This is a genomic window from Pseudomonas sp. SED1, assembly GCF_034044025.1.
Classification (GTDB): domain Bacteria; phylum Pseudomonadota; class Gammaproteobacteria; order Pseudomonadales; family Pseudomonadaceae; genus Aquipseudomonas.
Genome location: NZ_JAXCIS010000127.1, coordinates 21,654 through 34,676 on the forward strand (window position 1 = coordinate 21,654; position 13,023 = coordinate 34,676).

A 13,023-nucleotide genomic window follows, 5' to 3' on the forward strand; every position below is an offset into this window, starting at 1 on the left:
GGGCGGCAGGCGCTGCAAGCCTGCCTTCAATAAGGTCTCAGTCCTGCTTTAAAACCCAGAGCAATTCATGGCGGCGCACCGCCTTGCGGAAGAATTCATTTTCTCCGTAAGGCGATGGACTACGGCCCGCCAGTAATTGCTGCAACCACCTGCGCACGCGGCGCTTGAACGGCGCCCGCGGCTGCAAGTCGTGCATCATGCCCAGCGCCATGGCCTTGTCTTGCTGCTGGCTCAGCGTCAACGGCAAGCTGCAAGGCACCAGTTCACGCGTGGCATCAAAGCGTGGCGGCAAGGCCACACCAGCGCCCGAGTCGCCCATGGGCCAACGATCATTATCATGCAGGTGGTTGGCGTAGCCGAGCAACGTGTCGGGTTGCCATTCCAGGCCTTGCAGGGCCTCAAGGATCGCGGCGTGGGCGCAGATGTGATCCGGGTGCGGATCCAGCAGCGGTGTTGGCAACACGATCACCTGTGGGCGCGCCTTGAGCAGCAACGCCCGCAGGTCGGCGATCAGGTTGTTCCAGGTCGGGGCACCGTCCACATCCCCGGGCAAGGCCAGGGCATTGAACTGGCGAAACAGCCGCGTATCGTCCAACTGAGCTTCCCGGGAAGCCTGGGGCTGATCCGGCGCGGCCTGCATCGCCGGCAGTTGCATGCAGAAGTAACCCAACTGCACGCACTGCGCCTCGGGTACGCCCGCCCAGCGAGGCACGGTAACGCTGTCCCAGGCACGCAGGCGGCCTTTGAGCCGTGCGGCATCGGCCTTGGGCATGCCCATTTGTTGATAGTGATCGGCTTCGATTTCGCCCGCCGTGAGCGTGACGATCCAGCTCTCATCGGCCTGGCTGTAAAGGCTGAAAGCTGCCAGCTCGGCATCGTCGGCATGGGGCGCGATCACCATCACACGCTGGCGATGGTAATCCGGCTGGCGGAACAACCACAGCGTCGGCTGCCCCTTGATCCGGCAGAAACGCCCGCGCAAGCGCAGCTTACCTCCGGACAGCGCTTCGCCCATGCCTGTCAGGTTGAGATAGCGCCGGCCTGCGACACCCCGCTCGAAGACTTGCCGGTCTGGTGCATCCAGGCCCGACACTTCCACCGCCGGGTCGAGAAAACGCCCCAGCCACGAGCTTTTGAGTTCAACCCCTACGATCAGGGTTTCATCGCCCACCAAGGGCATGTCCAACAGCAGGCGTCCTGCTTCAAGACGCAGACCCGCGCACTCGCTCCCTTCAGGAAACGCGTACTCATAGTCGTCTTTAGGCGAGTAGAACAGATGGTCGGCAAACCAGGCTTCATGCGCAGCCCACAGCATCACGGCCAGCAGCAGCGGCAACCACCAGGCCACCAGCACACCCACGGCCACCAACAGCAACAGGCCCACCAACAACGCAATACGCTTGTTGCGTCGATGCTGCTTGAGCAGTTGCTGTTTGCGACTCATACGCTGAACACCGGCACCGGATTACACCAGCGCTCCTTGTATTCACGATCGGATCGCCCGAAGGAGAAACGCAGCGGCTTGTCGCTCGCCCGCGCTTGCTCCCAGGCACTTTGGGTATTCAGGAAGCTCAACACGCTGCCAGGACTGAATGCCTTGGTTTCCGGGTCGACACCGCCGTTGACGTACTCGGCGCTGACCCATTCCGGCGCCTGCACCTGATACACCAGTTGCACGGCAATCGCAGCGTCATTGAGAAACAGCACCGAGCCGAACAGGAACTCCTTGAGCAGCTCCAGCACTTCTGCCAGACGCTCGGCGCCCGCAGCCGGGAAACCCCAGCGCCGCTGGAACAGGTCGCAATAAATCGCGGCCAGTTCGCTGCTGGAAAACTCGCCGACCGCCCGCACCACACCGCCCGCCTCTTCCAGCAAACGCAATTCGCGGCGCTGGTTGTAGCGAAACTTTTTCGACAGCTCTTCCGGGGTACGCGCCATGGCCAACTGCTCGGCCTGGGGCTTGAGGGTGCTTACGCGCCCCTCATTCAGTGCAGAGAGATAACGCGCGCGATGGCGCAGCGGCAACTGCGCATCGGCGGCAATCGGCAGGATGATCTCGGCGTTACCCAGATCAAACAGGCCTTTTTTGCCTTTGCGCTTGAGCACGTCCTTGGACAGGGCCAGGTCGCGCCCCCAGGTAGCAATTGCACCCTTCAGCTCGCCGTCCTGCTCCCAGCCCAGGTAACGCACCGGAATCTGCGCCAGGTGCGCCAGCCGCTCGACGATCTGCGGATGAGTCGCCACGCTGCCGCCAAAACGCTGCCAGGCCTGGGCGTAAACCTCGGCCTCGACAGGCGTCCAGCCACGTTCACGCCAGCCCTGGAAGCGGTTCAGCATTTAGACCACAGCGTCATAAGGGTCCACGCCGTCCTTGACCACCAGGATGTCTTCCATGATCAAGTACTGCAGGTCGGAACCGAAGAACATGTTAAGCGCGTCAGTCGGCGAGCAGATCATCGCTTCACCACGACGGTTGAGCGAGGTGTTCAGCGACACGCCGTTGCCGGTCAGCACTTCCAGCTCTTTCATCATGTCGTAGTAGCGCGGGTTGTATTCGCGCTTGAGCACCTGGGCACGGGAGGTACCGTCTTCATGGACCACTTCCGGCACGCGGGTTTTCCACTCTTCCGACACTTCAAAGGTGAAGGTCATGAACGGCGCAGGGTGATCGACCTTGATCATCTGCGGCGCGACGGTGTCGAGCATCGACGGGCAGAAAGGCCTCCAGCGCTCGCGGAACTTGATCTGGTGGTTGATCCGGTCAGCCACGCCGGTGGCGCTTGGGCAACCGATGATCGAACGACCGCCCAAGGCACGGGGGCCAAACTCCATGCGGCCCTGGAACCAGGCCACCGGGTTGCCGTCGACCATGATCTTGGCGATGCGTTTCGGGGTGTTTTCGATCTGGCGCCATACCGGTTTGCTTGGGTGCTTGGCGCACGCGGCGATCACGTCTTCGTTGCTGTAGGACGGGCCGAGATAGACGTGTTCCATCTTCTCAACCGGTACGCCACGGGCGTGGGACACGTAGGCGGCTGCACCAACCGCAGTACCGGCATCGCCGGACGCCGGCTGCACGAACAGCTCCTTGACGTCGTCACGGGCGATGATCTTCTGGTTCAGCTTGACGTTCAGCGCACAACCGCCGGCGAAGGCCAGCTTGCCGGTGTCTTTGAGGATGTCGCCCAAGTAATGGTCGATCATCTGCAACGCCAGCTTCTCGAACAGTGCCTGCATGCTGGCCGCGTAGTGGATGTACGGCTCGTCGGCGATATCACCTTCGCGCTTAGGCCCCAGCCACTCGATCAGTTTTGGCGAGAAGTAGAAACCCTTGCCCTTCTCTTTGTAGCGACGCAGGCCGATGACGTTGGCGTAGTCGGTGTTGATCACCAGCTCGCCGTTTTCAAAGGAGGCCAGGCGCGAGAAATCGTACTTGCTGGCATCGCCATACGGCGCCATGCCCATGACCTTGAACTCACCGTCGAGCATCTCGAAACCGAGGAACTCGGTGATCGCGCCATACAGGCCGCCGAGGGAGTCCGGATCGTAGAATTCCTTGATCTTGTGGATCTTGCCGTTTTCGCCGTAGCCGAAGAAGGTGGTGGCGTACTCACCCTTACCGTCGATCCCGAGGATCGCGGTCTTCTCCTGGAAGCCCGAGCAGTGATAGGCGCTGGAAGCGTGGGCCAGGTGGTGTTCAACCGGTTCGATCTTGATTTTCTTCGGATCGAAACCCAGTTGCTCCAGGCACCAGACGATCTTGTTGCGATAGCGCTTGTAGCGACGGTTGCCCATCAGGATCGCGTCGAGGGCGCGGTCCGGGGCGTACCAGTAACGCTTGGCATAGTGCCAGCGGGCCTCGCCGAACAGGCTGATCGGTGCGAACGGAATCGCAACAACGTCAACGTCGGAAGGCTTGATACCGGCTTGTTCCAGGCAGAACTTCGCCGACTCGTAGGGCATGCGGTTCTTTGCATGTTTGTCGCGTACGAAGCGCTCTTCTTCGGCGGCCGCAATCAGCTTGCCGTCGATATACAAGGCTGCGGAAGGATCATGGCTAAGGGCGCCGGACAGGCCAAGAATCGTCAATGCCACAGGGGTCTAGCCTCTTTTAGTCTGCATGCAGGCGCGTCACGCCTGAAAAAAGTGTGCTCCCCGCCTGGGCGAGAAACAGCTAAAGGGCGGGATTATAGCGTAAACACGGCGCGGGATGATCTAGGGATTGTGGCGACCGGTTGTCACTGCAGGCCTAGCGGAAAATCTCGATGCTGCCGTCCTTGTTCTGGCGGTAGACCGTGTAGGGCAGCACGAGGGTGTCGAGCAGGCCGGAGCCCACAAGCTCGGCAGCGAAGATCGGCAAGGACCCGGAGGCATCGCGGGTGTGCTCTTTGGTGGTGTCGGGGGCGCCGTTCAATGTGCAAAAACCGTAGATCACCCCACTGTAGATACGCGGCACGTTTTCACAATAACTGCGCGATTCCTTGAGGTTCTGGCTGGCAACGGCGTCCGGGCGAAAGACGGTATTGATCGTGCCGCAGGCAGTGGTCGAAAGGAAAATGGCGGCGAGCAGAAGATTCTTTGTAGGATTCACGAGCAATTCCCTTTGGCGCAAGTCGGGCATCTTAACCCAGAGTTGTGTAAGACGTAGGCACCGGCAATCGGCAAGAAGAGTATTCGGCAAAGAGCAGTTGAATCGTTAAACTCGCGCGCTTTTGCGTGCTCTATGGATGTTGGTTTGCTCATGAAAGCTGTTGCTCCTACACGTTTTGCGCTGTTGCTCCCTGGTCTTTTGGGGCTGTGTAACAGCGCCCAAGCCGACGAGGCGCCGCTGATCCTCGACCCGAGCGTGGTCACCGGCTCGCGCAGCGCCGGCCCGTCGTTTGACCTGCCTTATTCGGTAGACAGCATCAGCCGTGAGCAAATCAGCGATGGCCAGTTGGGTATCAATGCTTCCGAAGCGCTGTCTCGCGTACCCGGCCTGGTGGTTCAAAACCGCCAGAACTATGCCCAGGACTTGCAGATTTCCTCCCGTGGCTTCGGTGCCCGTTCGGCATTTGGGGTGCGCGGCATCAAGCTGATCGCCGACGGCATCCCCGCCAGCACCCCGGACGGCCAGGGCCAGGCGGCCACGTTCAACCTCGACACCGCCGAGCGCATCGAGGTCCTGCGCGGCCCGGCCGCTACGCTGTATGGCAGCAATGCGGGCGGTGTGATCCAGATGTTTTCCCGCAACGGTGAAGGCCCGCCGCGCATCGGCGCCGAGACGCTGGTGGGCAGTGACGGCCTGAGCAAAAACCACCTGACTGCCGAAGGCGCGGCAGACGGCGCAGGTTTTGTGCTGGACGCCTCTCGCATGGACACCGATGGCTATCGCGACCACAGCAGCGCCCGCCGCGACCAGACCTTTGCCAAGCTGAATTTCGAGCCTGATGAAGACAGCAAACTGGCGCTGATCTACAGCAGTCTGGAGCAGAACGGCACGCAGGATCCGTTGGGGCAGGCGTGGGAGGCGTACAAGGCTGACCCGCGCTCCGTCAGCAGCGCCGCAGAGCTGTACAACACCCGCAAAAGCATCGACCACCAGCAACTGGGGATGAATTACGAGCGGTACTTTGGTGATGCAACGCTGCAGGTGAATGCCTACACCGGGCGGCGGAGTGTGATTCAATATTTGTCGATTCCCAAGGGAACGCCCGCCAACGAACGCGGCGGCGGCGTGGTGCAGTTCGACCGCAAGTTCTACGGCGGCTCCGTGCGCTGGATGCAGCCAATCGACAGCGTGCCGGGCGAACTGATGATCATCACCGGCCTGGATTTCGACCAGAGCGAAGACAGCCGCCACGGCTACCAGAACTACAGCGGCAACACCCTTGGCGTAAAAGGCCAGCTACGCCGGGATGAAATCGACACCGCTCGCAGCCTCGATCCCTACATCCAGGCCAACTGGGCCATCGACCGCTGGACCCTGCAAGCCGGGGTGCGCCACAGCACCATGGAACTGGACGTCGACGACCAGTTCCTGAGCAACGGCGACTCCAGCGGCAACAAGACCTACCAGAAGAACACGCCGTCCGTCAGCGTGATGTACGCCTTCACGCCCGATCTGCACGGCTACGTCAGTGCCGGCAAGGGTTTCGAGACGCCGACCCAGGCTGAACTGGCGTATGCGCCGGGCAGTGTCGAAGGGTTTAACTTCGGCCTGAAGCCGTCCGAAAGTACGCAATATGAAGTGGGCTTGAAGGCACAGCTGAACGATACCCGGGTCAACGCCGCTGTCTTCCAGATCACCACCGAGGATGAGTTGGTGGTGGATCAATCGATCGGCGGCCGCACCAGCTACCAGAACGCCGGCCGCACCCTGCGTCGCGGCTTCGAACTGGGTATCGAAAGCCAGCTCAGCGAGCAGTGGAGCACCAACATCGCCTACACCCGCCTGCAAGCCACCTACGACAGCGACTTCATCGGCGGCGGCAAACCCGTGGACAAAGGCAACTACCTCCCCGGCGTTCCGCAAACCACACTATTCGCCGAACTGAACTGGAAACCCCGGGACTGGGTCACCACCGCCCTGGAAGGCATGTACCGCAGCAAGGTCTACGTCGAAGACACCAACCAGCAGCACGCGGCACCGGGCTACAGCGTGTTCAACTGGCGTGCGCGCTTTGAGCAGAAGGTGGAGCACTGGACCTTTCACCAGACCTTGCGCCTGGATAACTTGCTGGATCGCCAGTACGTGGGTTCGGTGATTGTCGGGGACGGGAACGGTCGGTACTACGAAGCTGCGCCGGGGCGCTCGTGGTATGCAGGCGCCGGCGCCGAGTACCGCTTTTAACCTTAAAAACGTAGATTTCCGGTCTGCCGCGTACCCTTGCGAACAGTCGGCTGCTGCCTGTTCAGGTCCGTGCGGCTGACACTGGAGTCGGCAGCCGGCACCGGTTCCACAACAGGCTCCGGCTCAATCCTGGCCTCGCGCTTCGGGCGACTGTGCGCCGGATCGACAGCGTTACGGGTGACACCAACAGGGGCATTCAAGCGCATAGGTAGATCTTCGAAAAAGAAATGAGCTGAGAAACTACCTCAGCCCAACTACCCGACAAGACTAACTATTTACCCCACCCACACTCGTTGGTAACCGCTGATCAATCACCCGATACAACGCACTGCTCTCTGGCCAGTTACGCATAAACCTTGCGCGATCCTTGGCGTATGCCGGAGCAAAGCTGCTCAAGGACGTGTGCTGACACATCGAATCCAGGTCGATCAGCGCCCAGCGATCCGAGTGCCAGAACAGGTTGTGCCCCTTGAAATCCCCGTGGCTGATGCGCTCGCGAATCAGCTCGGCGAACAAGTAATCCAGGGCCTGCAACTCGGCCTCGGGCGCCTCACCACTTTCAACATAGGGCGCAAACCGCTCGATGATGTCCGGCCCCGGCAGGTACTCGGTCACCAGGTACGCCCGGCTGCGCAGCCACAGGAAACGCTTTTCCAGCAACGCCAGCGGCTTGGGCGTGGCGATGCCGAGGAACGCCAGGCGATTGCCTTCACGCCACGAATGCCAGGCCCGGCTTGGCCGCCAGAAACGCTTGAGCCAATGGGCAAATCCCTTGATGTTGTAGCGTTTGATCACGAGTGGCCGACCGGCCACCTCGACCTTGGCAACACTGGCTGCACCACCGGTCTTATACAGGTGACCCCGGTCGAGCAGCGCGTCGGCCTGCTCCAGCACTGGCAGCATGGCCGCTTCTTCCTCACGCCGAATCGCGCGCAAGGCAAACGGCCCGCGAGTCACGCTGAACAACGTGCACTCACGACCGACCTTGCCCAGGAAGTCTTTCAAACGCCAGACGCTGACTTTGCGCACCCGCTTTTGCAGCGCCTCCAGCGGCAAGCCGTGTTCGCCGTTGCTGAGCAAATAGTGCACCAGCAATTCTTCGGTAAACGGCTCGAGATTCTTCGGCAGTTGCGCAAAAAACACCCCGAGGTTTTCCAGCACCCGGTTGCGCGACAGCGGCTTGCCCGCCTCTTCGACACAGATCCCGGCACCATCGATCAAATACAGTTTGCCGTCCTGGCGCAGCAGGTTGTCCAGGTGCAGGTCTTCCTGCCACAGGCCTTTGGCGTGCATCTGCGCAATCGCACCTAGGGCTTCGGCGAGCACCGCTTGCTGCTCGTCAGCCAGTGGCGGCAAGCTTTCAACAGCCTGCCACGCATCTGCCAGGCTGTCGGCGCCTTCCAGAAACTCGAACAGCAGCCAGCCGCCCTCACCTTCTTGCAGACCATCGGCCAGCAACAGCGGCGTGGTCAGGCCTTGCTTGGCCAGCAGCCGCACACCCTTGAGCTCACGCTGAAAATGCCGCGCCGCCTTGTTGCCCACCAGCAGCTTGGCCAGCACCGGGCGCCCGCGCCACACGGCTGCGCCGACATAGCGCTGGCCCGGCAATACCCGCAGCAGGCTTAGCAGTTGCAACTGCCCAGGCCCTGCAGCGTCCGCCAGCTCGATGCTCAAGGGCAGGCTTGGCGTGCGGCCGGCATTTTTCAGTTCGGACAAACGCATCAACGTTTCTCCTTGTGACTACGACGGGCCACCAGGCGCTGGTGCCACGTGGCAACCAATGCGCTGTCCTGCGGCTGATCCAGATACGCCGCCAACAGCTGACGCACCTGATCGTCAGACCACTGCGGCGCACGGCGCAACAGCGGCTCCAGGTCCTTGACCCGGTCACGCCAGCCGAACAACAGCGGGCGGGTTTTCTCCAGGTCGATCAATTGTGCCGCATAACCGTCGCCGGCGGCCTGCAGGAAAATATGCTTGGGGTAAAAACAGCCGTGCACCTGACCCACGCTGTGCAGACGGCGCGCCAACTGACCGCAGGCCAGCAGGATCGCTCGCTGCTGCGAGTCGCTCAATGCAGCCCATTGCTCCAGCAGTGAATCCAGGTCATTCCAACCATCCAGCGCCCGAGTCAGCAACATCGCCCGGTGCTCGCCCGCGACTTTGCGCTCACCGAAAAACGCCGCCTGCAATGCCGGAATTCCCAACTGCCGATAGCGGCTGATATTACGAAACTCACGGGCAAAACTCGGCTCGCCAAACGGGCGGTGCAAGGTGCGCGTCAGGTAGTTGCTCTGGCGCTTGAGGTAGTAGCCTTGGCCTTCGAGCTCGAGGCGAAACACGCTGCTCCAGCCGCCGCGACTGGTATTGGGCTCGTCCACCGCATCCAGTTGCTTGGCCCACAGCGCGTCGAAAGTGCCGAGGCCGTTGCGCTCAAGCAATGCTCGATCTTCGGCCGCCAGGAAATCACTCATTCTCGCCCCTCGAAAAACTTCACCACGTGGCGAATTCGCTGTTTGTCCGCCACGCTCAGGTGTTTGCGCTGACGGTACTGCATGTAGAAACGCAGGCGCTGGGTGGCCGACAAGTGATACTTGGCGACCTTGTCCAGGCAGGCCAGGTCCTTGGTGATACGGTATTTGAGCCAGAACCCGCGCCAGAAATCGCCGTTGGGGCAATCGATCAGGTACAGGGTTTGCTGGTCGTCCACCAACAAGTTGCGCCACTTCAAATCGTTGTGGGTAAACCGGTTGTCGTGCATGGTCCGCGTGTATTCAGCGAGCTGGCGACTGATCTTGTTGACCCACACCGGGTCAGACAGTTGCGGGTCTTTGCGCTCGGCCAATGCCGACAAATCTTCGGTCTTTGGCAGCTCGCGCGTGATCATCGCCCCACGGTGATAAGCCAGGCCTTTACGCTCCAGGCCCCAGGCGATCACGTCGGCAGTGGGAATGCCCCACTTGGCGAAGCGCTTGAGGTTCTGCCATTCAGATTTGACCCGTGGCTTGCCCAGATAGCGGCGCAACCCCTTGCCCGCACCGACGTAGCGCTTGACGTAATAGTTGACCCCGCCGCGTTCCACGCGAATCACTTCGGACAACGGATCGCGGGTCAACCGCTCGCCTTGCAGGGCGAACACTGCTTCCAGGCTACCAAAATCATCCGCCAGGGCGGCGTAAGCGGGCTCCAGGTTCCAACCCGCCATCAGAGCGCATCCCCGTAGCGTTGCTTGCGGTCGTAGAGCTTGGCCGCCTTGCGTTCCAGCCAGCCGAGCAAGGCGGCTTCTTCAGCGAGAATCCGGCGCAGTGGCTGCTGGAAATAACCCTTGAGGAAGCGCAGTTTGTCGCGGCGGGTCAGGCCAATGTCCAGGGCCGAGAAGTACAGTGCGGCCAGGTCCTTGTTGCGCCAGCGCAATGGAATCTTCGAACGCACCTGGGCGCGATGCAGGTCGATCACCGACAACTTGAAGTCATCAGCCACCAACGGTTTGTCGGTGTGCAGCAGGAAATGGCAGATGTAGCAGTCGCGGTGATTGACCCCGGCGCGGTGCATCATGCCGGTCATGCGCGCCACTTCGGCGATCAGCGCATGCTTGATCACAGGCACCGGCGGCTGCTTGACCCAGTCCATGCTCAGGTCTTCGAGGCTGACGGTCGGCGCCAGCTCTTCGGTGACGATGAACGAGTGCTGGTCCGCCGGGTTGCTGCCCTTTTCGCCGTAAGCGACGGCGGTCATAGTCGGCACGCCCACTTCCTGCAAACGCTGGATCGCCAGCCATTCCTGGCCCGCGCCCAACACCGGCAACTTGGCGGTGATCAGGTTCTTGAGGATTTCGGCCCAGCCGATCCCCCGGTGGATTTTCACGAAAAAGCCGTGGCCGTCCACTTCCGTACGCAAGGTACGGCGGGCATCCAGTTCACGGTACACCTGGCCGTCCAGCTTCTCGACTTCGGCGAACGCATCGCGTCCGGCCCACAGGGTCTTGAACGGTTCGGCAAGAATCAACTTCATCGGTTTGGCTCCGCCAGAATCAGGTCCGCAGCGTACTGCGGCATGCTATAGAGGTCGGCCGTCTCAGCGAAGGCCAGACCATTGCGGCTCCAGGCCGCGCGCGCTTGTGGGTCGTCGAGCATGTCGACCAGGTACTGGTTGAGTTGGGCCTGCTCGAACGGCTCGTCCAACACCCGGCCATTCTGGGCCTTGTCGATGTAGAACGCGTAACCGCAGACCTTGCTCACCAGTACCGGGAGGCCGGCGACCACCGCTTCGATCAGCACCATGCCGGCCGCCTCGTTGTACGCGGGGTGAATCAACAAGTCCGCGCCCAGCAGAAAACGCGGGATATCGCTGCGCCCCTTGAAGAACTGCACCTGGTCGCCCAGGCCCAGCGCAGCACTCTGCAATTGGAATACTTTGGGGTCGTCCTGGCCGATTACAAATAGCCGGGTGCGTTTCTTCAGGTTCGACGGCAGTGCGGCCACGGCCTTGAGGCTGCGGTCGACGCCCTTGGTCTTGAAGCCCGAGCCGATCTGCACCAGCAGCAAATCGTCTTCGGCCAGACCGAATTCACGACGAAATTCGGCGCGAATCTCGGCAGCGTTGGGCGGCGCGCGGCGGTCGCGGGCGATACCCGGCGGCAACAAATGAAAGCGCTCGGCCTGGGTGCCGTAATACTGGGTGAACAGCTGCTGCTGATGCTCGGACAGCACCATGATCTGCGTCTTGGCGTGCTTGTCGAACACCGCGCGCTCGTATTCAGCAAAGTGCTTGTATCGGCCGAACCAGCGGTACATCGGGTTGCGCAGGGTTTGTGCCTTGTCTTCGAACACACCGTCTGCAGCGAAGTACAGGTCCAGCCCCGGCATTTTGTTGAAGCCTACCACCCGATCAACCGGGCGCTTGGCCAGGTCGGCCTGGATCCAGGCGTAGAGTTTCTCATTGCGCCGATGGTTGACCAGCGCCTTGACCGGCGCCACCAGCACTTCAAAGTCCGGCGGCACGTCACCTTCCCAGATCAGCGTGTAGACGCGGATCTTGTGGCCGCGCTGCTGGCACTCCAGGGCAATGCGCATGAAGTCGCGCTGCAGGCCACCAAAGGGGAAATACTTGTAGAGGACAAAAGCCAGTTGCATCAGTGTTCCTCAGCCAATAACAACGTGCTTAATCGCGTTGCGACACGCTCAGGGTTCAGGCGAGTGAAACACAGTGGCCACTCGCGCTTGAGATCAAACCGGCGCTGGTCTTCAGCCGTCGGTTGATAGGTGCATTTCTTTTGCAGGCACGGCGCACACGGGAAGTCGCTGGCCAGGTGGACCTGCGCCTTGCCGTAGGCGCCGGTCAGGCCAGGATTGGTGGGGCCGAACAGGGAAATCGTCGGTACATCCAGCGCGGCCGCCAAGTGACCGAGACCTGTGTCGACCGCGACACACGCCTTGGCACTCGCCAGCACTCGGGCCACGCCCGCCAGGTTCAGCTTGGGCAGCACTTCGGCGTTTTTCAGGCCGCTGGCCAAGCGTTCGGCCCGGGCCTTTTCGGCGGCATTGCCCCACGGCAATTTCACGTCCACGCCAAAGCGGTCCATGCGTTCGGCCAGGTCGCGCCAGTAGGCTTCCGGCCAGTGCTTGGTGTCCCAAGTGGTGCCGTGCAGCAGCAGTACAAACGGCTTTTTCGGCGGCAGGCCCAGCAGCTTGTCGACGCTGAGGCCGTAATCGCCCAAGCCCTTGGGAAGGTCATAGCCCAGCGCGACGGCAAATAGCTGGCGCAAACGCTCCACCGCATGCTGCCCACGGGCCACGGCCAGGCGGCGGGAATAGAAGTGCGCCGCCAACGGTTCGCGAGCCGACTGCTTGTCGAAACCGGCCACCGGGGCGCGCACGTAGCGGGTCAGCCAGGCACTTTTCAGCAGGCCCTGGGCATCGATCACCAAGTCGTATTTGGTCGACTGCACGCTCTTTTTGAAGCGCCGCCATTCGCCACTCTTGAAGGTCTGCCAGAGGTTCTTGCGCCAGCGGCGGATCGCCACCGGAATCACCTTGTCCACCGCCGGGTGCCAGGTGGGAATCTCGGCGAAGCCTTCTTCCACCACCCAGTCAAAACGGATGCCCGGGATCGCCCGCGCCGCGTCGGTCAACGCCGGCAAGGCATGAATCACGTCGCCCAGGGATGAGGTCTTGATTACCAGAACCCGCAAC

At 61.6% G+C, this 13,023-nt stretch carries 11 protein-coding genes; 1 reads left to right on the top strand and 10 read right to left on the bottom strand.

What is annotated here, in order from left to right; all coding sequences use genetic code 11:
- Positions 1–37: 37 nt before the first annotated feature.
- The 4 genes from SNL23_RS16325 to SNL23_RS16340 all read right to left on the bottom strand — a co-directional run bounded on the left by SNL23_RS16325 (position 38) and on the right by SNL23_RS16340 (position 4,591).
- Positions 38–1,444 carry a PIG-L deacetylase family protein gene (locus tag SNL23_RS16325; protein ID WP_318302778.1) on the bottom strand — a complete coding sequence of 469 codons (1,407 nt, stop codon included), beginning with the start codon at positions 1,442–1,444 and terminating at the stop codon, positions 38–40.
- Entirely contained in the window at positions 1,441–2,337 is an 897-nt protein-coding gene (locus SNL23_RS16330) for a GNAT family N-acetyltransferase (RefSeq protein ID WP_063033419.1), read from the bottom strand. Before SNL23_RS16330 ends, SNL23_RS16325 begins: the two co-directional genes overlap by 4 nt.
- A complete protein-coding gene (locus SNL23_RS16335) occupies positions 2,338–4,095 on the bottom strand; it encodes a carbamoyltransferase family protein (RefSeq protein ID WP_076015509.1) in 1,758 nt (585 codons plus the stop codon).
- A gap of 154 nt (positions 4,096–4,249) precedes the next feature.
- Positions 4,250–4,591 (bottom strand): YceK/YidQ family lipoprotein, encoded by a 342-nt coding sequence (locus tag SNL23_RS16340; RefSeq protein ID WP_318302779.1) that lies wholly within the window; start codon positions 4,589–4,591, stop codon positions 4,250–4,252.
- A 150-nt stretch (positions 4,592–4,741) separates the two neighbouring features.
- On the opposite strand from SNL23_RS16340, the gene SNL23_RS16345 reads away from it, so the two are divergent.
- Positions 4,742–6,832 carry a TonB-dependent receptor family protein gene (locus SNL23_RS16345; protein WP_318302780.1) on the top strand — a complete coding sequence of 697 codons (2,091 nt, stop codon included), beginning with the start codon at positions 4,742–4,744 and terminating at the stop codon, positions 6,830–6,832.
- 267 nt (positions 6,833–7,099) lie between these two features.
- Here SNL23_RS16345 and SNL23_RS16350 read toward each other — a convergent pair whose 3' ends face one another.
- The 6 genes from SNL23_RS16350 to waaC are packed head-to-tail and all read right to left on the bottom strand — an operon-like array spanning position 7,100 to position 13,022.
- Entirely contained in the window at positions 7,100–8,554 is a 1,455-nt protein-coding gene (locus tag SNL23_RS16350) for a lipopolysaccharide kinase InaA family protein (RefSeq protein ID WP_318302781.1), read from the bottom strand.
- Positions 8,554–9,306, bottom strand: coding sequence for a lipopolysaccharide kinase InaA family protein (locus SNL23_RS16355; RefSeq protein WP_076015504.1), 753 nt, complete (start codon positions 9,304–9,306; stop codon positions 8,554–8,556). The genes SNL23_RS16350 and SNL23_RS16355 overlap by 1 nt, the downstream gene beginning before the upstream one ends.
- Entirely contained in the window at positions 9,303–10,037 is a 735-nt protein-coding gene (locus SNL23_RS16360; RefSeq protein ID WP_076015503.1) for a lipopolysaccharide kinase InaA family protein, read from the bottom strand. Before SNL23_RS16360 ends, SNL23_RS16355 begins: the two co-directional genes overlap by 4 nt.
- Positions 10,037–10,843 carry a lipopolysaccharide core heptose(I) kinase RfaP gene (gene rfaP, locus SNL23_RS16365; protein ID WP_167662926.1) on the bottom strand — a complete coding sequence of 269 codons (807 nt, stop codon included), beginning with the start codon at positions 10,841–10,843 and terminating at the stop codon, positions 10,037–10,039. The genes SNL23_RS16360 and rfaP overlap by 1 nt, the downstream gene beginning before the upstream one ends.
- Positions 10,840–11,964, bottom strand: a complete 1,125-nt coding sequence (locus tag SNL23_RS16370; RefSeq protein WP_318302782.1) for a glycosyltransferase family 4 protein — start codon at positions 11,962–11,964, stop codon at positions 10,840–10,842. The genes rfaP and SNL23_RS16370 overlap by 4 nt, the downstream gene beginning before the upstream one ends.
- Positions 11,964–13,022 carry a lipopolysaccharide heptosyltransferase I gene (waaC, locus tag SNL23_RS16375; protein WP_017478297.1) on the bottom strand — a complete coding sequence of 353 codons (1,059 nt, stop codon included), beginning with the start codon at positions 13,020–13,022 and terminating at the stop codon, positions 11,964–11,966. Before waaC ends, SNL23_RS16370 begins: the two co-directional genes overlap by 1 nt.
- Between the last annotated feature and the right edge of the window lies 1 nt (position 13,023).